A 23,305-nucleotide genomic window follows, 5' to 3' on the forward strand; every position below is an offset into this window, starting at 1 on the left:
CTTAAAACTCAGCATTTTTAGGTGTTCTTGGAAAAGGAATTACATCTCTAATATTTCCCATTCCAGTAATAAAGAGTATCAAACGCTCAAAACCAAGTCCGAAACCTGAGTGTGGAACTGTTCCAAACTTACGAGTATCCAAATACCACCAAAGCTCTTCCGTAATTCCCATTGCATCAGTACGTGCTTGTAATCTTTCTAAACGCTCTTCACGCTGTGAACCTCCTACAATCTCCCCAATACCTGGGAAAAGTACGTCCATTGCTGCTACGGTTTCTTTTCCTGCTTCTTCGCCATCGTTTTGACGCATATAAAATGCTTTTATGTCTTTTGGATAGTTATAAAGAATAACAGGCGTTTTGAAGTGTTTTTCTACTAAGAAACGTTCGTGTTCGGATTGTAAATCAACTCCCCATTTTACATCATACGTGAATTTTCCTTTTTTGTAATGCTTAGAGTTAAGTAAAACATCAATCGCTTCTGTATAAGTAATACGCTTGAAATCATTTGCTAAAACAAATTCTAATTTTTGAATCAGCCCCATTTCTGCACGTTCTTCTTTTTTCTTCATTGAATTTTCTTTTACAAATTTTGCATCTAAAAATTCAATTTCTTCTCTGTAATTTTCTAAAGCATATTTGATAAGATACTTCAAGAAATCTTCTACCAAATCCATATTATCTTTCAAATCATAGAAAGCCATCTCTGGTTCTACCATCCAAAATTCGGCTAAATGACGAGCAGTATTTGAGTTTTCAGCTCTAAAAGTAGGTCCAAAAGTATAAACTCTTCCCAAACCTAAAGCTCCTAATTCGGCTTCTAGCTGTCCAGAAACAGTAAGGTTGGTTGGTTTTCCGAAGAACTCGTTAAGAATTTCAGTAGGGTGGCTTTTTAAAGTCCAGTTATTAAAACAAAACTTTAATAGTGGATTATCTACGTAAAACTCTATACTTTCTATTTCATGATTTGTGTTTTGAACAAAATTCTTTTTTACAATATTTAAAAATTCAGATTCGTTTTCCTTGAAAAACTTATTAATATATTTTTCTATTTTGCACTTGCTTTCATCGTCTGTAAAATCGTTCCATAATTTTACGATTTTAATCATAGAAGCTTCTCTATATCTAATCAAATGTCCAACTATGTATTCAGAAAGCCTATCTTCATCAATCCTCTCTGCTGGTGGCTCTGTTATTGATTCGTGATTTGTACGAACTCGTAGGTCGTCAAGTTCACTTGATTTTCTAGCTTCTTCATTTTGGAAATCAAGATATTTTAATAGTAACTCTTTAAAATCCTCGTTTTCCCTAATGTAATTTTCAAAAGTCTTTCTAGTTTTTTGCATCAGTTCCATATAAAAATGATACTTTAACTTATCTAGACCTCTATTTTCTTTATCAGAGTACGTGAAATCTCCCCAAATAATATTTTTACCAAATGAGATTTCGTTTACCTTGTAATGAGGTTTTTCATCATAACCTAAATTAGTTACTCTAAAAATTTCTCCGGCTCCTTCTGCATCAGAAGCTGTAAGGATTGGAGAATGCCAGTAATAAAAACGACGTTCATTGAAATAATTATGAATAGCATAAGAAAGCGCATGACGCAAACGAAAAATTGCACCAAAAGTAGTTGTACGGCTACGCAAATGAGCATTTTCTCTCAAAAACTCCATTGAATGCGCTTTTGGTTGAATAGGATACTTTTCAGCATCAGCATCACCCAAAATCTCTATCGAATCAGCTATAATTTCTACATTCTGTCCTTTTCCTTTTGATTCTACTAAAGTTCCTGTAATAGAAACAGAAGCACCTACATTAAAACGTTTTCTAAGATTTTCATCAAACTTTTCGGCATCAGCCACTACTTGAATATTTTCAAGGCTAGAACCGTCATTAAGTCCTAAAAAACGAACATACGCATTTCCACGTTCTCCACGAATCCATCCTTTTGTATGGACAGGTTGGTCAAATTCTTTTGACTCTAATAAGTCTTTTATATCTTGTCTTTTCATAATGTAGCCAATAGCTTCCAAGCTATCGTTTAAAGTATCATAAATTAAAGTCTTTGTATTTTCCTGACAGCTTGGAAGCTGACAGCTACGTAGTACAAAACAACGTCATTTTTTTCAAAATATAAAATTGAAACCCAAAATAGTCGCTGTAAGGTTCATTTTTTTATAAAAATAGACTTAATCTACTAAGTTTCAAGTTTATTTGATTATTATTTTGCCAAAAAAATTTGTTTCTTTGAACTAAAATTCAATTTATGTTCGTATTGCAACTAGTAAACTCTATTTTTCTTATAGATTTATCTAGCTACACAACTGATTAAAAAGTAAAATTATAAATACTAATTGAACAATTTTAAAACTCGTTTTTTTAATTACAAAAATACTTTTCGGGAACGTTACCAAAATCATGTGTATGAAAGTAGGGACAGAATTTTATTACTGATAAAGACTCTTTCAGTAATCTGTTCAGCTATTGCGCTTGGTTTTTTGGTATATCGTTATGGTTTTTATGTAGATGCTGCTATAGAACGAGTAATTTTTGGAACACTTGATATTATATTTTTTGCCTTTGCTATATTTTTTATCTTTCGGGTTGTTTATGACTCGCATTGGATAGATTTTTTACGCAGAAATTGGTTTGAAGCTCTTCTGATAGCTTTTGTTATTTTCTGTGGGTCAATTAATTATATTCTTAATTTTAGAATAACCTATTATTACTTTGAGCTTTTGGGTTTTTCTAATCCAGAGTTATCTAATCAGCATTTTCTGTCAATCTATATGCTTTTAATGGTGGGATTGGATTTGACACGAATTACCACACATCTTTCAGAAATAAGTTATAAACCAGCCACTACATTCCTCCTTAGTTTTGTTCTTTTGATTTTGATGGGAGCAGGAATGCTTATGCTTCCTACAATGACTCCTGGGAAGAGTAGTATGGATTTGATTGATGCCATTTTTACTTCTACAAGTGCCTCTTGTGTTACTGGACTTATTGTAGTTGATACAGCAACTGCTTTTACACTAAAAGGACAAATTGTAATTCTTGTTTTGATACAGCTTGGAGGAATAGGAATGGTATCTTTTGCTACATTTTTTGCAAGTTTTCTGACACAAGGTGTAGGTATAAAACATCAATCTATTATTCAAGATTATTTGAGTAGTGAATCACTAGTTTCTGCTACAAAACTTCTTCGCAAAGTCGTTTTGATTACTCTTTTTATAGAAATTTTGGGTACAATAGGTATTTACTATGCTTGGGATGAAGAACTTTGGGAGCAAAGTCAGCAGTTTGAAGGTATTGGAGATAAAATATTTTTCTCCTTTTTTCATTCAGTTTCAGCCTTTTGTAATGGTGGTTTTAGTTTATTTTCTGGTGGAATGGCAGATACAAATTATAAAATTGATAGAATGTATAACCTACATTTTATTATTGTTTGGATTGTTGTTTTGGGTGGACTTGGATATACAACCATTGAGGATATTTTTTCATTCAAAAGTATAAAAGAGCGTTTTGTCAAACCTTGGAAACAATGGAATGTAGTAACCAAAATCAATGTTTATACGACTTTTACATTACTTGCTATCGGTACAATTGGATTTTTGTTGTTAGAAATAGAAAAACTAACTGATAGAACAATTATTCAAGCCTTTGTAACAGCCCTTTTTCAGTCCATGACAACAAGAACTGCAGGTTTTAATACAATGGATTTTGAAGCTCTAAATCCTGCTACAATTATGATGTGTTTGGTTCTGATGTTTATTGGTGCATCTTCTGGTTCGACGGCTGGAGGTATCAAAATCACTACTTTTGTTTTGGTTTTTGTGGCTGCTGTTGCTAGTATTAGAAGACAGGAACGCATCGTAATTGCAAACCGAACTATTCCAGATGAACTTATCAGAAAGGCATTTGCAATCTTTATATTTGCAATTGCTTATAATATCTTAGCTATTTTTCTTTTGCTGTTGGTGCAAGAACCCTCCTCTCCAAATGATACAAAATTTATCCTAAAGATTATTTTCGAACAGGTTTCGGCGTTTGCAACTGTCGGAATTAGTATGAACTTAACAAGTGAACTTTCTTTTTGGGGAAAAGTAATTATTATCGCTTCTATGTATTTAGGGCGTGTCGGAACACTTACACTTGCTCTTGCTCTTAGTAATGCTGTTGTTACGAACTCGTATCGTTATCCGAATGCTCACGTAATGGTAGGATAAACTAATTTGGATTTTAGAAGCCACAATAAAACAGAACCTAGAACGTGAAAAGTCGTTAAACAAGTAGAGGTTTTTTCTTTTTTGAGAAAGTTACAATTACAATACCTGTTACTTACTTACAACAATAATTCTTTATAAATGCTAAATAAGCATCATTTAGACCAAAGCACCCATTCAGATTTTTTAAAACAAGAACGAATTGACCCAATCACAGGCGAAAAAATAGAAGAAGGGCATACTGTTGTGATTTGTGCTGCTTGTAAGTCTGCTTTTTTTATAGAAAGTTGGGAGTATTTGGGAGGTACGCATTGTAATCAAGAAGAAACGCTTTCTGAAATTCCTATTGCTAAATCTTTACAGTTGGTTGCAAAACCTTTAGAGTATTTACCTTTTTTGTTTAGAAAAGGAAATTATTTTGCTAAGGAAGTCAAAGAAGGAAATAGAGAGTTTGCCAAAACTGCTATGATAATGGTTTTAGGAGGTGTTTTTTTTATGATACTCCTGTTGGTTTCTACATTTTGGCTTGGAGCAAATACTTCTCCGATATTTGGTGCTTTACTTGGTTTTCTAGAGTTAGGAGTTCTTGGTATTATAGCAAAAATCTATAAGAAGAAGCAAGCATTTCAGATAAAAGATAATCCTAAAAAAGCTACTTATATAGTGCTTGATTCAAAAAATCAATCCATCAATTATAAAAGAAATAATAAAGAGATTAGAGTTAAGTTTGATGAAATTAAAGAACTAAAGTATTCACTCAAATTTATGTCTTCTATGTATGCCAATGCAATAGCTGATAGTCATATACTTTCTTTAGAGATTAGCACAACACAACAGCAAAAAATAAGTTATCATACAATGGTACTTGCACATGAAATCCCATATTGGAGTAAATTTTTAGAAGAATTACCTTATACTATTCCTGTATTAAATCAAAAATAACTACATACTATTTTTCATCTTCTTTGCTTTCAAAATCTACGTTATTTTTCCTGTGATTTAATTCTATTAAAAATTTGATAAATCAAACTTCTACATTACAGAATCTAGAAATTCAATTTATCAAATTCTTATTCATTTATCATTAATAACTTATCACTTACAACTATTAAACACTCATTTCCAATTCTTTATATAAAGGAAAATCTTTCATCCAGTTGTTTACTTCTGCACGAACATCAGCAATTACTTTTTCATCATCAGCATTTGTTAAAACTTTATCGATTAACTCAACAATTCGTTCCATATCACTTTCCATCATTCCACGGGTAGTAATGGCAGCCGTTCCGACACGAATTCCTGAAGTAACAAAAGGAGATTTGTCATCAAAAGGAACCATATTTTTATTGAGTGTAATATCAGCTGCTACCAAAACACCCTCAGCTTTTTTACCAGTAATATCTTTATTGCGAAGATCAATAAGCATTAAATGATTGTCTGTTCCACCTGAAATAATTTCATACCCTCTATCTACAAATGCTTTTGCCATCGCTTGAGCATTTTTTGCAACTTGCTTGATATAAGTTTTAAACTCTGGTTTGAGAGCTTCACCAAACGCTACTGCTTTTGCTGCAATTACGTGTTCTAAAGGACCTCCTTGAGTACCTGGGAAAACACCTGAATCTAACAAAGAAGACATCATTCTCAATTCTCCTTTTGGCGTTTTGATACCAAATGGGTTTTCAAAATCTTTGCCCATCATAATAATTCCACCTCTTGCTCCACGCAAAGTTTTATGAGTAGTAGAAGTTACGATATGACAATGAGGCAATGGATTAGCCAAAATTCCACCTGCAATAAGTCCAGCAGGGTGAGCAATATCAGCCAATAAAAGCGCACCAACACTATCAGCAATTTTACGCAAACGAGCATAATCCCACTCACGAGAATAAGCAGAAGCACCACAAATCAATAATTTTGGCTGAACTTCTTTTGCTTTTTGTTCTACTTTATCCCAATCGATAAGACCTGTTTCTTTTTCTACTCCATAAAACGAAGGCTCATATAACTTTCCAGAAAAATTAACAGTTGAGCCATGTGTAAGGTGTCCACCATGAGAAAGGTCAAAGCCTAAAATTTTGTCACCAGCATTCAAAACAGCTAACATAACAGCTGCATTTGCTTGTGCGCCAGAGTGAGGTTGTACGTTTGCCCATTCAGCACCAAAAAGTTCTTTCAAACGATCGATAGCTAACTGCTCTACTTTATCAACTACTTCACAACCACCATAGTATCTTTTTGCAGGTAATCCTTCAGCATATTTATTTGTCAGAACGCTTCCCATGGCTTCCATTACTTGTGGTGAAACAAAGTTTTCAGAAGCAATTAGTTCGATGCCATGTTCTTGTCTTTGGCGTTCTTGCTCTATTAAATCAAAAATTTGAGTATCTCGTTGCATAATATTCTGTTTTATTCTGAGTTTATTTGAGTATTAAATCCAAAAAATTAGGTTTTCCAAAAATACGGAAAATTTAGGGCATTATTAATTTTTCATTCTATAGAATTAGATTAATCTCATCAAATTTTGAATGTTTTAAACTTTTTCAAAAGGTATTAATAATTCCAATGAACTAAAAAGTCTTTAGCTTAGCACTAAAATAGAAAAATAAATGAAAAAATATTCATCTAATATTTGATAGTGAATAAATATTCACCTATCTTTGTATCATCAAACAAATTAAGAAGTACATAACATTATGGCAAGAGCAAGAGATGAAAATAAAGTTTTGGCAATTTATGAAGCAACTCTGAAATTAGTTTTAGAAAATGGGTTTACTGGGTTGAAAATGAACAAAGTAGCACAGCAAGCAAAACTAGCCACAGGAACACTCTACATTTATTTTAAAGATAAAGAGGAGTTAATTAGTGCGCTTTATCTTCATATAAAAAAAGAACAAACGAAGCAATATTTTTTGGATTATAATGAAAATGACAGTTTTATGGCAAACTTTCGCAAACTTTGGTTTAGAGTAATGGAAATAAACACCAAAAATCCAGAATATGCCATTTTCACAGACCAATACTATCGTTCACCATTTATAAAAGAGGAATACAGAAATCATGCTGAAGAGCTTATTTCTCCTATTTATCATCTTTTAGAAAGAGGAAAAAGTGAAGAACTTGTCAAAGATTTACCATTAGAACTTCTTGTTTGTCAGCTCATTGGTGTAATATCAGCACTCGTAAACTTACAACAAGAAACGAAAACAGAGCTTTCTCTAAAACAGACAGAAGCGATGTTTAAAATGTCTTGGGACGCAATTAAAAATTAATTTTAATGATATTTTATCAATATTTCAGTCTTTGTTGGAGTTTTAGATAGCAACACCAACAAAAAGATACTAGCCATTGTTGGTGTCGCACCAACAACATTTTAATAAACTATTTTTTGTTCAAATAATGAATATTTATTCATTTAAATTCATCAAAACTATGAAAAAGACCATTTTAATTACAGGTGCATCAACAGGAATTGGAAGAGATGCAGCTCTTTATTTTGCCGAAAAAGGATGGAATGTAGCAGCAACAATGCGTACACCTTCAAGAGAAACAGAATTACAAGAAAACTCTTCCATAAAACTCTATGAGTTAGATGTGACCAAAAATGAAACTATCGAAACTGCTTTAGCCTCAGCAAAAAAAGATTTTGGTAGAATAGATGTCGTAGTAAATAATGCAGGTTTTGGTGCAGACGGAGTTTTTGAATCGATGAGCGATGAATTTATTGAAAGTCAGTTTAATACCAATGTTTTTGGATTAATGCGAGTTACTCGTGAGGCTATAAAATTGATGCGTGAGCAAAATGGAGGTAAAATTATTCAAATTGCTAGTGTGGGTGGACGTGTTGCTTTTCCATTGTATAGCATTTACCATGCTACAAAATGGGCAGTTGAAGGGTTTACAGAATCGCTTCAATATGAAGTTGCACAGTTTAATATTCAACTCAAAATTATTGAACCAGGTGCAATAAAGACCGATTTTTATGGTCGTAGCCGAGCTTTTAGTACGCCAGATTATACGGATGCGTATGACAATTTTGTCGAAAAATGTGAAAAAGTAAGTCAAGATGCAGGAGACAAAGGGGCAGATTCAATAGAAGTAGCCAAAACAATCTTTAAGGCTGCTAATAGCAATTCAAATAAAATGCGTTATCCCATCGCTTATCCTGCTAATGTTCTTTTACCTGCAAAAAGATTACTTCCAGAAACAGCTTTTTATTCGCTTGTAAAATCTTCTTATAAAATCTAAATTATTTTTTTATTTATCCATTCAAAACACATCGTAATATGAATTTTATATCAAAAATATCGCTTTTTAGTATTATTTGTCTTGTATTTAGCTTTACTTCCAGTAGTCCAAATCAAACCATTTTAGGAAAATGGAAAACTATTGATGACGAAACCAAAAAGCCAAGTTCGATTATTGAAATCTATGAAGTCAATGGAAAAGTTCATGGAAAACTTATAGAGTTATTACAAGAAGGCAGAGATGAAAATAGCCTTTGTACTGAATGTAGTGGTAAACGCAAAAATCAAAAAATTCTAGGAATGGAAATTCTTTGGGATTTGAAAAAAGAATCTGATAAAGAATGGGAAGATGGTGAAATATTAGACCCAAATAATGGAAAAACGTATAGCTGTCAAGTAGAATTAGAATCAAATGACAAACTCAAAGTACGTGGTTACATTGGTTTTTCTTTGATGGGACGAACACAATATTGGTATCGTGTGAAATAATTTTTTGATTTCTTATTCTTAAATTTTTCATTAGTTATGAGCAAAGCTGCATTATCAATTTTTGTATATAGTTTTTATCTCTTTTTGATGGGATTGGGAATGATAATAATACCCAATATTTTGTTAGGTCTATTTGGCTTTGAGCCTACCCACGAAGTTTGGATAAGAATGTTAGGAGTCTTTACATTTACGACAGGTATATATTATTTTCAATCTTCTCGTAATGAGCAAAACGCATTTTTCAAAGCTACTGTAATTGGACGTATTTTTTTCTTTTTAGCTACTCTTGCTTTAGTCTTCATTCTGAATCAAAGTAAGATGCTGATTTTGATTGCTTCGGCTGATTTGTTAGGAGCAACTTGGACAGGTTTGGCTCTTCGAACTCAAAAAAGTAACTAATTATTTTCTTATTCTGGTAAAATGAAACAGTATCACACCAAAATCACAATAAACTCGCCTTTAGAAACAGTTTGGACAGCTTTAGTAAATACAGAAAACTATCCAAATTGGAATCCTTTAGTAGGTAAGCTGGAAGGAAATTTAGCAGAAGAACAAACCATAAAAACATACATTATTCCATTAGGTAATACCTATTCTCCTAAAATAATTGCTTTTGTTCCTTACAATCAACTCACTTGGAAAGGCATACAAGGAGCTAGTTTTTTGATTGCTGGAGAGCATTATTACAAATTGCGAAAAGTAGATAATCAAAATACTGAGCTTTTACATGGCGAGTATTTCACAGGATTATTATCCTTTTTTATTCCTAAAAAGCTACTTCAAAAAATGGAAAATGCCTTTTTAGAACACAATCAAGCATTAAAAACACTTTTAGAAAAATAAAATTTCCACATTATGAAAACTACTAAAATTCTTATTTATGGAGCATCTGGATATGTCGGAAAGCTCTTTGCTAAAGAAGCTCTAAAATTTGGATTAAAGCCTATTTTAGCTGGAAGAGGAAATAATATTTCAGAATTTGCTCAAAAAATGGATTTAGAAAGTCGTGTTTTTTCTCTTGATACACCTTCTGTTCTCATTGAAAATTTAAAAGATATAGCCATTCTTATCAATTTGGCAGGACCTTTTTCAGCTACAGCTCGTCCTTTGATTGAGGCTTGTTTGGAAACAAAAACGCATTATTTGGACATTGCAGGAGAAGTTCCTGAGTTTCAACTTGTACATAGTTATACTCAAAAAGCACAAGAAGTAGGTATTTTGTTACTTTCAGGTGCAGGTTTTGGAGTTGTTCCGACAGACTTGGCTGCTAATCTTGCAAAAGAAAACTTACCAAATGTGACTCATCTCAAAATTGCTTATTCTACGACTGGAGGAGTTTCAAGAGGAACTCTAAAAACGGTTTTGAAAGACATTAATAAAGAAGGTGTAATTCGAATAAATAATAAATTAGAAAAGGCAAAACCAGCTTTTAAAGAAATGACTTTCACTTCTCAAAACAAAAAATACGAAGCTGTTTATAATCCTTGGCGAGCAGATTTGTTTACGGCTGGAATTTCTACTTCTATTCCAAATATTGAAACCTACTCTACTTTTCCTTCGCCGATTGTGAGTATGATGAAAGGAAAATTACTTTGGTTACGTAATTTCATTTTGAATAATTTGATAAATTTGCTTCCTGAAGGTTCATCAGAAAAAGAACTCAAAAATGGAAAAACCATTGTTTATGTAGAAGCTAAAAATGAAAAAGGAGAAACTTCAACAGTAGAAATTATAGGTTCAGAAGCCTATTTATTTACAGTTCAAGCCTTACTTTTTATTATCAAAACAATGCAAGAAAAAAAAGATTTTCCTTTTGGTTTTCAAACTCCTGTAACTGCTTTTAGTACAACTCTACTTCAAAAAATTCCTTCTCTTCAAATAAAAAATAATTAATTTGTTACTACCTGTGTTTGTTGGTGTTTTAGTGCAGCGACACCTAACAAATACATAATTTTAAAAAAATGACTTCTTTTATTCAAGATTATTTTACTGCCGAACGCTTCGAAAGTCTATTTTTTACAGGCGTAGGAATTATCGCTACGCTCATTTCAATTTATTTTATATTTGTAGTAAAAAAACCATTTTTTTATGGAATGGCAATTTCTCTTATTTTTGTAGCTCTCATTCAGTTAGTTGTTGGAACAACCGTTTTTTTTCGTTCTCCTAAAGACATTATACGAGTAGAAAATATCTTCAAAAATGAACCTTCTAGTATCAAAACACAGGAAATTCCACGTATGGAAGTGGTAATGAAAAATTTTGTTATTTATCGTTATGTAGAAATAGCATTGGCTACTTTAGGAATTATCCTTTATTTCACTTTTTCTACTCAGACTTTTACAACAAGTCTTTTGAAAGGTTTAGGATTGGGTTTGGCGATTCAGGCAATTTTAATGTTAAGTTTGGATTTCTTTGCAGAGAAAAGAGGACATGAATATTTAGAATATCTTATTCAATTAGACAAAAATTAAAACCTATTTGAAATTTTATGCAACATCAATATTTTATTTCTGCCATCGGAACAGATAGTGGAAAAACATTCGTTAGTGCAATTTTGGTAGAAGCTCTAAAGGCTCATTATTGGAAACCTATACAGGCAGGTTTACCAAAAGATACAGACCAAGTGAAAAATCTAGTTTCGAATACAGAGAGTGTTTTTTTGAAAGAACGTTTTTGTCTTACAGCTCCTATGTCGCCTCATGCAGCTGCCAATATTGATAATATAAACATTAATCTCTCAGATTTTGAATTACCAAAAGAAAGTCAGGATAAGAATCTTATTGTGGAAGGTGCAGGAGGATTATTTGTTCCAATTAATTACGGACAAAATGGAAAAGCTGATTATGTAATTGATATAATAGGAAAATTAAGTTTACCTCTCATTTTGGTGTGTAATCTTTATTTGGGAAGTATCAATCATACCATTTTGAGCTTAGAAGCCATCAAAAACAGAAATATCAAGTTAAAAGGAATTATTTTTAATGGAGAATCTAATCCAGAATCAGAACAGATTATCGAAAATTATATCCTTCATCAATTAGATTCTAAAGTTCTTTTAAGAATTAAACAAGAAAAGGAAATTTCGAAGGAAACAGTAAAGAAATATGCACAACAAATTGGGTGGTAAATCTGTATTTTTTTCTATTCTGAAAAAACCACCTTTCTATTTTGAAAAAATGTTTTCTATGTATTTATTTTGCAGAAAACAAAATACGCCTTTATAAGCTGTAAAAGCTGTTTTTTAGTAAAAAAAATTATTTCTAACTATTTTTTGGCATTGGCAAGCCTATTGAAATATATAAGTCAAGTAAGTAAGTATAAAAGTAAGACAGGTTCTCAAAGTAACTGATTTGTACGTTTAGATTTTAGAAGGAAATCATAACAAGCAAAAATTTTTAACAGTAACTTTATTTTTTCAGAACCAAAAACAGAAAGTTAAAACAGAGTAATCAGTAGTTTGCTTCATTAGCTAATAATGAATATTTTTTGCAACTGCTCACTTTTAAATTACTCAGTTATACTTTTAAAAGAAACAGACGAAAAATCCCTTTTTGTATAAAGAAGGGATTTTTGTTTTGTCTAAATTTTTCAAGAAATAAGCATCAAAAAACCGTTTTACTATCTAAAAAATAATAAAACGGTTTTCTTATTTTAAGAAAGTAATGTGACAATTTTCTACCAAATAACGATTTGTTTTTCTCTACGCATTTTGTCACCTTCTTTTACATCAAAAGCTGTAAAGAATGGATCAAAATTACTCAAAGGACCATTTGCACGAAACATTCCTGGAGAGTGATAATCTGTTTCAATTCGGTTACGAAGTTCATCATCTGTGAAATTTACACGCCAAATTTGCGCCCAGCTTATAAAGAAACGTTGTTCTGGTGTAAATCCACTTTCATTTTCTGGCTTTCCATCTCTTGCCCACGCCTTTTGAAGTGCATCATAAGCAACAGCCATTCCACCCAAATCAGCAATATTTTCACCTAGAGTAGCATCTCCTTTTACATTAATGTCCTCTAAAACCGTATATTCACTGTATTGATTGATAAGTGAAGTTGTACGCTCTTTGAATTGTTCCTTGTCTGTGTCTGTCCACCAGTTGTTCATGTTTCCTTCTGCATCGTACTGACTTCCTTGGTCGTCAAAACCATGAGAAATTTCGTGTCCGATAACTGCACCAATGCCACCATAATTCACAGCATCATCAGCGTATTCACTAAAGAAAGGAGGTTGAAGGATTCCTGCAGGAAATACAATTTCGTTGCTTGTTGGATTGTAATACGCATTTACAGTTGAAGGTGTCATGTGCCATTCTTCTTTATCTACAGGCTGACCTACTTTTGCTAAATTATCTTTTAGCCACCAGCTACTTGCATTCATAAAGTTTTGAGCATAATTGTCTTCTGAAAGCTCAAGACCTTCATAAGTTTTCCATGTGTCAGGATAGCCAATTTTTGTAGTGATGGCAGAAAGTTTTGTAAGAGCTTGTTTCTTTGTGTCTTCTCCCATCCACTCTAAACTTTTAATATGGTCTTCAAAACCTGCACGAACGTCTTTTATCATTATTTCAGCACGTTCTTTTGCTTTTGGACTAAATGCTTCTTTTACATAAAGCTGACCTAACGAATGACCTACACTTCTATCGATTACGTTTAAAACAAGTTTCCAACGCTCTTGCATTTCATTTTGTCCACGCATTGTTTTGTTGTAAAAATCAAATGCTTCTTTCTCAAAAGCACTATTTAAGAAATTGGAAAAGCTACTTGCAAGTTGATATTTTTGATAATCTTTAAGAGCATCTAAAGAATTACTCTTCAAAATTTTACTCAATCCTGTAAAGAATTCAGGTGTGCCTAAAATAACATTTTCTACACTTTCGATATTTTGAACTCCAACATCTGACAAATGCGCTTTCCAATCTACATTTGGAGAAAGTTTTTGAAGTTCTGCAAACGTCATTTTATTATAATTCTTTTCTGTATCTCTGCGCTCTGCTGGTGTACGAGAAACTTTAGCTAATGCCGTTTCGATAGCAACTACATGTTGCGCTTTTTTTGCTGCCGTTTCTTCATTTTCTCCCATCAAAACAAACATATTAGCAACATGCTTTTCAAAAGCATTGAGTTTTTCTTTTAGGTCTGCAACTTCATAATATGATTTTGGAAGAGAAGTTCCACCTTGATTAAGATAAAGAGCATTTGTAGAGCTATTTTTCTCATCAGCCGTTACATACATACTAAACAAGCCACCTGCAACAGACTTTTGGTCTGCCGAAACTTTCAAAAACTCTTCTAAAGTAGCTGCTTTATTAATTGCTTCTAAGTATATTTCCATAGGCTTTAAACCCATTTCTTCACGTTTTTCTTTGTTCATTCCACTTTTATAGAATGCTGCCACATGTCCTTCAGCAGAAGTAGGTGAAGCAGAAGTATTGTTTGCTGCATTTTCAGCAACACGCTTCAAAATTTCTCTATTTCTTTCCAATATTTCGCTAAAACTTGTCCAGCGAGTTTCAGAAGCAGGAATAGGATTATTTTTCAGCCAGTTTCCATTGACAAACATAAAAAAGTCATCTTGAGGACGAACAGTTGTATCAAAGTTAGCCAAATCAATAGCTAAATAATCAGTTGGTTTTTTATCTATTGCTACTTCTTCAGTTGCTTCGGTAGCTGTTGATTTCTTAGGTTCATTGCAAGAAGTTAGACCTAATCCGATAGTCAGACCAAGTGTAACAGCTCCAATTTTGTAGATAGAATGTCTCATAAATTTGAAATAGGGATAAAATAAAATGTGTGTGTATGGCTAGTTTAAGTTATATATCATAGCAAGATACATAATTCAGAAACTCACCAAAAAATAGCAATGAAGTTTTAAAGATTATTAGTAAAATAAAGCAACTCCTTTTATCTTTTTATAGAAACACAATAGAAATTTAGTTTTTTTTAAGAATAACTATGCTCTATAAATTAAATAGTTTTAGAAATTTTGGAGGCAATTTGCCTTCTATGTAAATCTTTTGTTTTGTAAAGGGATGGATAAATTCCAAGGAATAAGCATGTAGATAAATTCCTTTTCCATTCAGAATTAGATTTTCAATTCCATATTCTTTGTCTCCCAAAATTGGATTTCCTATACTTGAAAGATGAATTCTGAGTTGATGTCTTCTTCCTGTTTTGGGTTCTAGTTTTACCAAATTCAGAAATTTAAACCTTGGAGAAATTACAGATTCTATAATCTGATAGTTTGATTTTGATTCTTTTTCATCCACTTCTGTATTTATTACTCCCTGCTTTTCTTTCATTTTTCCAATCGCAACAGCATAGTAGTTTTTTTGAATTTCTTTATCTTCAAAAAGTTTGTTCAAAGCACGAATACTACTAGCTGTTTTTCCAACAAGCAAAACTCCTGTTGTTCCATAATCTAAGCGATGAACAGGCTGTGGAATGGTCGCATCATCAAGATTACTCTTTTTTAAGTTTTGAGGTAACGCATTTGCAATCGTTTTAAAACTATTTCCACTTACCAAAATACCAGCAGGTTTATGAATGATTGCCAAATATTCATCTTCAAACAAAACCTTGAGAGGAAAAATAAATTCTCTTTTTATTTTTTCTTCTTTTGGAAGCGATAACACAATTGTTTCCCCACCAGTTATGAAAGTAGCCGTCGTGGCAGGTTTACTATTGACTGTAATATAATTTTTTTTCAAAGCTTTTTTGAAAGCTGACTTGGTAGGGATGAGTGCAAAAATACCTACTCCATATTCTTGAAGACGAATAGGAGAATTTAGTTGTTGTGGAACGGTATGTTTTTCGGTAGTGTAGATTGTAACTATGTCTTTTTCCAATAAGTTTTAAAAGAACAAAGGTAAGTAAAGAAATAACTTTTAGCTTGATTTTATAGTCTCTGTACGATGAGCAGTAAATGTAGAGTATGGTATATGTGAATATTGTTGTTGATGAGGACACCAACAACGGCAAAAATACTTATCTTACAGTAGATTAGCCCTAAAAAAGCAAAAACGTTTTTTTTAAACTAACCTTATTTTTATAAAAATGAATCATCAAAAAACTTTTATTGTAATAGCTCTTTTGTTTACTTGGCTCTTTTCCATATCTTCTGTTTTTGCACAAGAAGATAGTTTGCATAGACCGTATGCAGTAGTAAATAGAAATTACTCTTCTTTAAATTACATTTCTATTCGTATTGGTGCAGGATTACAAAAAGACTTTTATTCAGAAGCAGGTGTAGCTTTTCAGATGCGAAACTTTGGTTGTACAGGTTATTTTAGTCGTTCCTATTATACAGCTTTAGAAGTTATTCCTAATTTTCAATTGAATGAGAGTCAATCAAAAAATGTCTATGGAATAAAAACAGGAGTAGAAGTAAATGCTATGTTACTAGCTCTAGCACTAGAAGCAAAATATCAAACGGATTTTTCCAAAAATGCTTTTGTTATTACGCCAAAAATAGGTTTGGGGTTTTTTGGAGATGTGCTGTTGTATTATGGCTATAATTTTTCTACTCGTCGAAATAAAGAACGAGTATTTCCATTTATCTCAAATCATCAATTTTCTTTGATTTTTAATGTTCACGAAGATTTTCTCGGAATTCGCTAACCTTAATTTTAGTTATTTATAGTTTAGCTTTTGTTTTACTTCGTTTGGGCTTGCTTACCTTTGTGGATAATTTATACAGAAAATCTACAAAAAATATATTCTTTGGAAAATTCTACTCCTTCCTCTTCCGTTTCTACTTCAAAAATTGATGATTTATTTGCAAAAATTGGCATTTCAAAAGGCATTATATATATGCTTTTTGCTATTTTTTGTTTTGCTATCATGAATTTGATAGTCAAAATGTTGCCTCATATTCCTGCAATGGAAATTATACTTTTTCGTTCTTCTGTTTCCTTTGTGATTTGTGTAGTTGGACTCAAAATGCAAAAAGTAAAAGGATTAGGCACAAATAAAAAAATTCTTTTTTTGCGTGGTCTTTTTGGTGGAATGGCTCTTTTTCTATTCTTTACCACAATTCAAAATATTCCTCTTGCTTCTGCAATTACGTTACATTATTTATCTCCAATTTTTACGGCAATTATTGCGTGGCTTATTTTGGGAGAGCGTTTAGTGCCTCTTCAATGGTTATTTTTCTTGATTTCTTTTATTGGTGTAACGATGGTAAAAGGTTTTGATGAGCGTGTCGATACAATTTATTTTGTGATGGCAATTGCAGCAGCTTTTCTTGCTGGTTGTGCATATAATTGCATCAGAAAACTCAAAACTTCGGAACATCCTCTTATGGTAATTCTTTATTTTCCACTTGTAACGCTGCCTATCGCTAGTTTGTATTGTATTTTTTATGAATGGACAATGCCTGTGGGAATAGATTGGTTATATTTACTTTTGATAGGAATTTTGACACAAATTGCACAATTATATATGACAAAAGCCTATCAAGTTGAAGAAGCTGCAAAAGTTGCAAGTGTGAGCTATACAGGCATAGTGTATGCACTTGGTTTTGGATTTTTATTTTTTCACGAGGTCTTTAATATCTATGTTGCTATCGGAATTGGTCTTATGTTGTTGGGAGTAATTTTGAATGTTACTTTTAAAAGCAAGAATAAAGAAATAACAGAATTAGATGATAAAATTTTGGATAGGTAATACCAAAATAAATACTTTTTAGTAATTGCTTTTACCTGTAGTTTACGCTTTAGCGTGAGAAAAATGCACCAAAAACTTTATTTTTCGTAAACTATATCCGTAAATATAAAAGGGTGAAATACCTTTTATTTTGGTATACATTTTACTCCAACATATCATCTTCATAATCAATCATGACAGGATTACATTTTGAAGCCCATTCTACGTTTTCCTGTCAATTCTTCATAATTGAAATTGACTTTTTCTAAATCAATTTTTTCTAAAGTTTGCATTATCTGTTCAGTTCTTTCAGCTTCAGGAAGCGATGCCATACGCAAATGTTGTTGTCTGACAGCTTCCCCAGCAATAGTTCGGATAGTACGTGCATTTCCAAAATATTTATCTCTCTGTGCATGAAGAACTGTCACTTGATTTTGTAGATATTCTTTTGTTTCTGCTGTCAAAGTCAATTTTTCTTTCTCAAAATATCCATCTGCTACTTCTAAAAGTTCTTCTGTTGTTAAATCTTTAAAAATAATGGTTCTATCAAAACGAGATTTCAAACCAGGGTTCATTTCTACAAATTGCTCCATATTTTGAGTATAACCTGCTGCAATGACAATAAATTCGCCTCGTTTGTCTTCCATTTGTTTCAAAATGGTTTCTAAGGCTTCTTTTCCAAAATCATTTTGAGTTTTTGAATCTGAAGTAAGAGAATACGCCTCATCAATAAACAAAATTCCACCAATGGCACTATTGATTTTTTCTTGTGTTTTGATGGCTGTTTGTCCTACAAAACCAGCAACAAGACTCTGACGGTCGCATTCTACCAAATGTCCACGTTCCAAGATTCCTAAGGCTCTATAAATTGTAGCTAAAATACGAGCTACGGTAGTTTTTCCAGTCCCAGGATTTCCTTTGAAAAGCATGTGCAGTGAAAACTGATTCAATACATTGCGTCCTGTTTGTTGATAAAAACGAACCAAAGCAATAAGTTCGTTGATACGTTTTTTGACTTCTGAAAGTCCAACTAAAGCATGAAGTTCTGCCATCGAACGCTGCAATTCTTCCTCATCAATAGAAAGCAAAAGAGGAGTAACTGTTTTTCCTGCTGTAAGATGCGCCACATCAGCCACATGAACGGTTGAAAGTTCGGTTTTTGAAAGTTCTTTAGGATTTTCGATTTTCATAATCCTGACTCCCAAATTCATTTTTGCTTCTCTAATTGTAGTTTTGACAAAACGAGCATTTCCAAAAGTAGTATCTCTTTTGCGATATTCTTCTGTAATTTTTTTACTCAAAATATGAAGAGCTTCGGGTGTAAACTGCAAATCACTTTCTTTTTCTGTCAGTTGTGCAATTTCTAAAAGTTCATGAGGAGTATAATCTGGAAATTCAAACTGAACAGGGAAACGAGATTTCAATCCTGGGTTTGATTCTAAAAGTGTTTCCATAGGTTGTGTATACCCTGCCAAAACAATAGCAATATCACCTTTTCCGTCCGAAATTTCTTTTACCAAAATTTCAATTACTTCTTGTCCGTAATCTTTGCTATCTTCTCCTGAACGAACCAACGAATAGGCTTCATCAATAAACAAAACTCCTCCTCTTGCTCTGTCAATTATTTCTTTTACTTTTGGGGCAGTTTGTCCAATATATTGCCCAATAAGTTCAGCTCTTCCTACTTCGTGTAATTCTCCTGTTGAAAGCAATCCTAAATGATGATAAATTTTTCCCATCATTTGAGCTATTGTAGTTTTTCCAGTTCCTGGATTTCCTTTAAAAACTAAATGTAAATTTAGATTTTTATCTTCTTTAAGTCCTTTATCTTGACGTATTTGAGTAAATTGAAGATAAGAGGTATAATCATGAATTCTTTTTTTGAGGTCTTTGAGTCCAATTAAATTATTTAATCTTTCTACTACTTGTTCATAGGTTTCTTCTTCATCCTCCTCATTTTCTTTTGCAGGATTCGAATAGGCTCTTCCTGTCAAAAACGACGAGGGAGGATAGATAACCGTATTTCCAATTACAAATTTTTTGCCCACCTCAAATGGAACAATTGCAATAAGTCTGTCCATAAAGATAACTTCTAATGTATAATGTCCACGAATCCATGAACCTTTTACATCAGAGCCATAACCCGAAATTATTTCTACAAAATCTTCATCTTGTTCTACCTTTTTTATTTCTATGGTCTGCCCTTTTAATTGGCGAGTTTCGTTGTATATATTAAAAGTTAGTTCACAATAAAAGTCATCTTCTTGCAGATTTTCAAAATTAAATTCTACCCAAATATATCTAGCCTCAGTGGCTGAAAATTGTTTATGATACACTCTATTTTCTTCATCTACTCCATCTTGTGTTCCTTCATAGAGTTTTATAGTTTGCATCTCAAAATAGGGATTGTTTTGAGTTGTGACAGGACCTCCACTTTCTATATAAAAAGGTTTCGTACCAAAAATTTCACCATCTATATAGGCTTCCCAAACATAATCTCCTCGTGTCCAAAATGTTCCTACTTCATCATTTCCCCAACCTTCTCTAATGTTCACTATATTATTTTGAGGTGAAATAACCTGATTTACATTTATTTCACAAACGATTTCTCGCTCTTTTCGACTGCTCAAACGGTAGCATTTGAGTAAAATAGCAGCTTCCCACTCTTCTACATCAAATAATTTATTATAAAAAGAAAGCTCTACATACAAATAACTCGTTTCGATGCTCTCAAAAACAGTTCTGTATTTTCGCATTCCATTAGCGAGCCATTCAGGAGAAGAATAGATTTTTAGGTCTTTAAATTTATAAAGTTTTTCTTCACTTTTTTTATTGCGAAACATCATTTGAAAATGTAGGGTAAAATAGAGGAAAAATAGGTAACGAAATTTTTAAAAAAAATAAGCTGAGACAGGTTTTTCAAAACGAAATTTTGAAGAAAATAGTTTTCGTTTAGTTATAAAAAAACATTTGAACAATTAAAATACGAAAAATATAATTAAGGACAATTAATACAGAGTAAATAAAATTTTGTTGTGTAATCAAGTAGATAAAAGACAATGTATTTAAAGTATAAAATATTTAGAATAAACAGTCAAATTTCTTATATTTAAAAGTAAATATCAAAACTTACTACAAAACTTATGGAACAAATTACTCCTTTACTCATTACAGGACTTTTAGCAATCTTAGGAACTGTTGTTGGAAATATAATTAGTGGATATTGGGCTACACAATTAGCAAAAAAAAACACACAATCTGCTCTTATTCAAAAGGCTCTAGAATCAGCAGACCCCAAGATAAGAGCCAAATCATTAGAGTTTTTGATAAAAGTAAACCTTATTGACGATAAAAAAATAAAAGCAGGAGTAAACGAAATTCTTGCATCTAAAGAATTAGACCTCTTACCTCAATTTAATGCTCCAAGTATTGTGCAAACAGACAAAATTGGTGTAACAGAAATGAAAAGTGCAAAAAGTCAGTTATTGGATAAAGAAAAAGGGGAAGGAAATCCGATTGAACAAGATAATTTTTTAGCTCTGACTGGTTTTGTGGTTCGTAGTGGAGATATTATTGATGGTTTTACACCCATTTTTAGTGAAATAGGTACAGAGGATAAATTATTTAAGTCTAAAAGAATGGGTAAACATTTTGGAGGCGATGGTGGAAGTCCGACTGAAATTTATCAAGAAGGTTATCTTATTACAGGAATTGAGCTTATTCGTGGATATTATTTTGGACGTGAAGAAGTTATTCATGTACAGGTTACTTGGCACAAACTCACACCAAAGGGGATTGATTATAACAATAAAATTATTTCTGAAAAGATAGGAAGTGGTAATTTTGCTGAGTTTAATGAACAAACTCCTTCAAGCATTTTTCAAGCAAAAGCAAATCATTTTATTACTGATTTTGCAGCCCAACAATCTTATCATTCTGACGGAAGTACATTTTTGCATGACATGAAAATCAAAGAAGAGGCTTTGCCAGTTTAAACTTTAATACAATTCACTATTATAAATTTTACAAGCTCAAATTATGTCAATCTTCTATTTTCTCAATGAAGTTGTTTAAAATGAATGCTTTATTTGTGTGTCACAAAACACGGATTTTTTCTACTCTTAAACAACTTCAATTATAACAGGGTTTTCTTATAAAAAATAAAAATGCTATAGTTGATTGGCAATACCAGATTTATCCTATGAAGGGGGTGATTTTCACAAAACCAGAAGGTTTGATAGAATTCACAACAGCACATAAATGGATAAAAGTAAATTAAAAAATCTCTAAATATTATAGTTTGAAAATGAATATTGACGTACAACAAGAAAAAAAATCAGATGAAGCATTTGTTTTTGAAATTATAAAAGAAGCCTTTCAAGATAAAGAATATAGCGACCAACAAGAGCATTTTTTGGTAGAAAGGTTGAGAAAATCTGATGCTTTTATTCCTCAATTATCTTTGATTGCTAGGTTTGAAAATCAAATCATTGGGCATATTCTTATGACAAAAATTAAGATAAAAAATCAAGGAAATACGTATGATTCTCTTGCTCTTGCACCTGTTTCTGTATTACCGAAATTTCAAGGAAAAGGAGTAGGCACACAACTTATCAAAGAAGCTCATAAAAAAGCAAAAGAGTTAGGTTTTGATTCGATTATTTTGCTGGGACACAAAAACTATTATCCAAAGTTTGGCTATAAACAAGCACATACATTTGATATTGAGTTACCTTTTGATGTGCCAAAGGAAAATTGTATGGCGATTGAGCTTACAAAAGGAGCATTAAAAAATATAAGTGGAGTTATAGAGTATCCAAAAGAATTTGGATTGTAATTGATTTTGAAGTATTTCTATTCAAAAAACAAATACATTTCATTTTTATCGTTTCGGAAATCGGTATGAATGACAGGCTCTAAAGAATAAGCTTTTTTGATATTTTCTTTTGTCAAAACTTCTTCTTTAGTTCCTGCTGCTAAGATTTTTGAGTCGGAAAGTAAGACAATTTGGTCAGCAAATTTTGCAGCTAGATTCAAATCATGCACTACACCAATAACTACCAAATCTTTTTGTTTTAAAAGCTCTGTAACTTTGTGCATAAACTCAAATTGATAACGAACATCCAAAAAAGTAAGAGGTTCGTCCAAAATCAAATACCTGTTTTTTAGCTTTGAATTTTTGGTAGAGTTAGATGTATTCGAAAAAGAAAAATTCCAAATCTGTGCCATCACTCTAGCAAAATGAACTCGCTGTTTTTCTCCTCCACTCAGTGTCAAATATTCTCTTTCTGCCATTTCCATTACGCCAAAAAAATCCATTGCTTCTTCTATGGCTTGGTAATCTTTTTGGGTTGCTGCTGCCCCAAAATGGGGATAACGTCCCATCATTACTACTTCGTGTACTTTTAAAGGAAAAGCAAGTTCGATATTTTGAGAAAGAACTGCTCTATTTCGTGCAAATTCTGAAATTGAAATGATTTTACTTTCTTGATTCTCATAAAGAATTGTTCCCTCTGTTCCATTTACTTTTGTAGCCTTTATTTGATTACAAATTAGTTTTATCAAAGTAGATTTTCCTGCGCCATTTGCGCCAATGATTAAATGAAGTTTTGAAGGTTCGAAATTGACTGAAATATCTTCTAAAATAGTTTTTTGTCCTATTTTGTAGGTTATGTTTTTTAGGGTAATCATTT

At 32.1% G+C, this 23,305-nt stretch carries 20 protein-coding genes; 14 read left to right on the forward strand and 6 right to left on the reverse strand.

Features of this window, described 5'->3' with window-relative positions; genetic code table 11:
* Window position 1: 1 nt before the first annotated feature.
* Complete coding sequence (gene asnS, locus V9L05_RS06910; protein ID WP_338814910.1) at window positions 2-2,014, reverse strand: asparagine--tRNA ligase; 2,013 nt, start codon at window positions 2,012-2,014, stop codon at window positions 2-4.
* A 342-nt stretch (window positions 2,015-2,356) separates the two neighbouring features.
* Here asnS and V9L05_RS06915 point away from each other — a divergent pair, with 342 nt between their 5' ends.
* Both V9L05_RS06915 and V9L05_RS06920 read left to right on the forward strand, forming a co-directional pair.
* On the forward strand, window positions 2,357-4,231 hold the full coding sequence (locus V9L05_RS06915) for a potassium transporter TrkG (RefSeq protein WP_338793926.1): 1,875 nt from the start codon (window positions 2,357-2,359) through the stop codon (window positions 4,229-4,231).
* Between the two features lie 138 nt (window positions 4,232-4,369).
* A complete protein-coding gene (locus V9L05_RS06920) occupies window positions 4,370-5,170 on the forward strand; it encodes a hypothetical protein (RefSeq protein ID WP_338814911.1) in 801 nt (266 codons plus the stop codon).
* Between the two features lie 166 nt (window positions 5,171-5,336).
* On the opposite strand, the gene glyA is transcribed toward V9L05_RS06920, so the two are convergent.
* On the reverse strand, window positions 5,337-6,626 hold the full coding sequence (gene glyA / locus V9L05_RS06925; protein ID WP_338814912.1) for a serine hydroxymethyltransferase: 1,290 nt from the start codon (window positions 6,624-6,626) through the stop codon (window positions 5,337-5,339).
* A gap of 298 nt (window positions 6,627-6,924) precedes the next feature.
* Between glyA and V9L05_RS06930 the strand changes: the two genes are divergently transcribed.
* From V9L05_RS06930 to bioD, 8 genes are all read left to right on the forward strand, one after another.
* Window positions 6,925-7,500, forward strand: a complete 576-nt coding sequence (locus tag V9L05_RS06930; protein ID WP_338814913.1) for a TetR/AcrR family transcriptional regulator — start codon at window positions 6,925-6,927, stop codon at window positions 7,498-7,500.
* Between the two features lie 160 nt (window positions 7,501-7,660).
* Window positions 7,661-8,476 carry an SDR family oxidoreductase gene (locus V9L05_RS06935; RefSeq protein WP_338814914.1) on the forward strand — a complete coding sequence of 272 codons (816 nt, stop codon included), beginning with the start codon at window positions 7,661-7,663 and terminating at the stop codon, window positions 8,474-8,476.
* A 38-nt stretch (window positions 8,477-8,514) separates the two neighbouring features.
* Window positions 8,515-8,964: a DUF2147 domain-containing protein gene (locus tag V9L05_RS06940; protein WP_338814915.1), complete on the forward strand. Its 450-nt coding sequence runs from the start codon at window positions 8,515-8,517 to the stop codon at window positions 8,962-8,964.
* 36 nt (window positions 8,965-9,000) lie between these two features.
* Window positions 9,001-9,363 (forward strand): hypothetical protein, encoded by a 363-nt coding sequence (locus V9L05_RS06945; protein ID WP_338814916.1) that lies wholly within the window; start codon window positions 9,001-9,003, stop codon window positions 9,361-9,363.
* A 21-nt stretch (window positions 9,364-9,384) separates the two neighbouring features.
* Window positions 9,385-9,807 (forward strand): SRPBCC domain-containing protein, encoded by a 423-nt coding sequence (locus tag V9L05_RS06950; protein WP_338814917.1) that lies wholly within the window; start codon window positions 9,385-9,387, stop codon window positions 9,805-9,807.
* A gap of 12 nt (window positions 9,808-9,819) precedes the next feature.
* Window positions 9,820-10,857 (forward strand): saccharopine dehydrogenase NADP-binding domain-containing protein, encoded by a 1,038-nt coding sequence (locus V9L05_RS06955; protein WP_338814918.1) that lies wholly within the window; start codon window positions 9,820-9,822, stop codon window positions 10,855-10,857.
* 68 nt (window positions 10,858-10,925) lie between these two features.
* On the forward strand, window positions 10,926-11,435 hold the full coding sequence (locus tag V9L05_RS06960; RefSeq protein ID WP_338814919.1) for a hypothetical protein: 510 nt from the start codon (window positions 10,926-10,928) through the stop codon (window positions 11,433-11,435).
* A 17-nt stretch (window positions 11,436-11,452) separates the two neighbouring features.
* Window positions 11,453-12,091 carry a dethiobiotin synthase gene (gene bioD / locus V9L05_RS06965; protein ID WP_338814920.1) on the forward strand — a complete coding sequence of 213 codons (639 nt, stop codon included), beginning with the start codon at window positions 11,453-11,455 and terminating at the stop codon, window positions 12,089-12,091.
* A gap of 548 nt (window positions 12,092-12,639) precedes the next feature.
* Here the strand turns inward: bioD and V9L05_RS06970 are convergent.
* Entirely contained in the window at window positions 12,640-14,730 is a 2,091-nt protein-coding gene (locus tag V9L05_RS06970; RefSeq protein WP_338814921.1) for a M13 family metallopeptidase, read from the reverse strand.
* Window positions 14,731-14,926: 196 nt separating this feature from the next.
* Complete coding sequence (locus tag V9L05_RS06975) at window positions 14,927-15,814, reverse strand: RluA family pseudouridine synthase (RefSeq protein WP_338814922.1); 888 nt, start codon at window positions 15,812-15,814, stop codon at window positions 14,927-14,929.
* A gap of 208 nt (window positions 15,815-16,022) precedes the next feature.
* On the opposite strand from V9L05_RS06975, the gene V9L05_RS06980 reads away from it, so the two are divergent.
* Together V9L05_RS06980 and V9L05_RS06985 are read left to right on the forward strand one after the other, a co-directional pair.
* Window positions 16,023-16,586 (forward strand): hypothetical protein, encoded by a 564-nt coding sequence (locus tag V9L05_RS06980; protein WP_338814923.1) that lies wholly within the window; start codon window positions 16,023-16,025, stop codon window positions 16,584-16,586.
* Between the two features lie 102 nt (window positions 16,587-16,688).
* Window positions 16,689-17,633 (forward strand): DMT family transporter, encoded by a 945-nt coding sequence (locus V9L05_RS06985; protein ID WP_338814924.1) that lies wholly within the window; start codon window positions 16,689-16,691, stop codon window positions 17,631-17,633.
* 182 nt (window positions 17,634-17,815) lie between these two features.
* Here the strand turns inward: V9L05_RS06985 and V9L05_RS06990 are convergent, their stop codons facing one another.
* Window positions 17,816-20,455: an AAA family ATPase gene (locus V9L05_RS06990; protein ID WP_338814925.1), complete on the reverse strand. Its 2,640-nt coding sequence runs from the start codon at window positions 20,453-20,455 to the stop codon at window positions 17,816-17,818.
* 300 nt (window positions 20,456-20,755) lie between these two features.
* On the opposite strand from V9L05_RS06990, the gene V9L05_RS06995 reads away from it, so the two are divergent.
* Both V9L05_RS06995 and V9L05_RS07000 read left to right on the forward strand, forming a co-directional pair.
* Window positions 20,756-21,607, forward strand: a complete 852-nt coding sequence (locus V9L05_RS06995; protein WP_338814926.1) for a hypothetical protein — start codon at window positions 20,756-20,758, stop codon at window positions 21,605-21,607.
* 311 nt (window positions 21,608-21,918) lie between these two features.
* A complete protein-coding gene (locus tag V9L05_RS07000) occupies window positions 21,919-22,449 on the forward strand; it encodes an N-acetyltransferase (RefSeq protein WP_338814927.1) in 531 nt (176 codons plus the stop codon).
* A gap of 17 nt (window positions 22,450-22,466) precedes the next feature.
* Here the strand turns inward: V9L05_RS07000 and V9L05_RS07005 are convergent, their stop codons facing one another.
* The gene (locus V9L05_RS07005) at window positions 22,467-23,303 is read right to left on the reverse strand and encodes an ATP-binding cassette domain-containing protein (RefSeq protein ID WP_338793908.1); all 837 of its coding nucleotides are present in this window, start codon (window positions 23,301-23,303) and stop codon (window positions 22,467-22,469) included.
* Between the last annotated feature and the right edge of the window lie 2 nt (window positions 23,304-23,305).

It is taken from the genome of Bernardetia sp. Wsw4-3y2 (genome assembly GCF_037126295.1).
Classification (GTDB): Bacteria; Bacteroidota; Bacteroidia; order Cytophagales; family Bernardetiaceae; genus Bernardetia.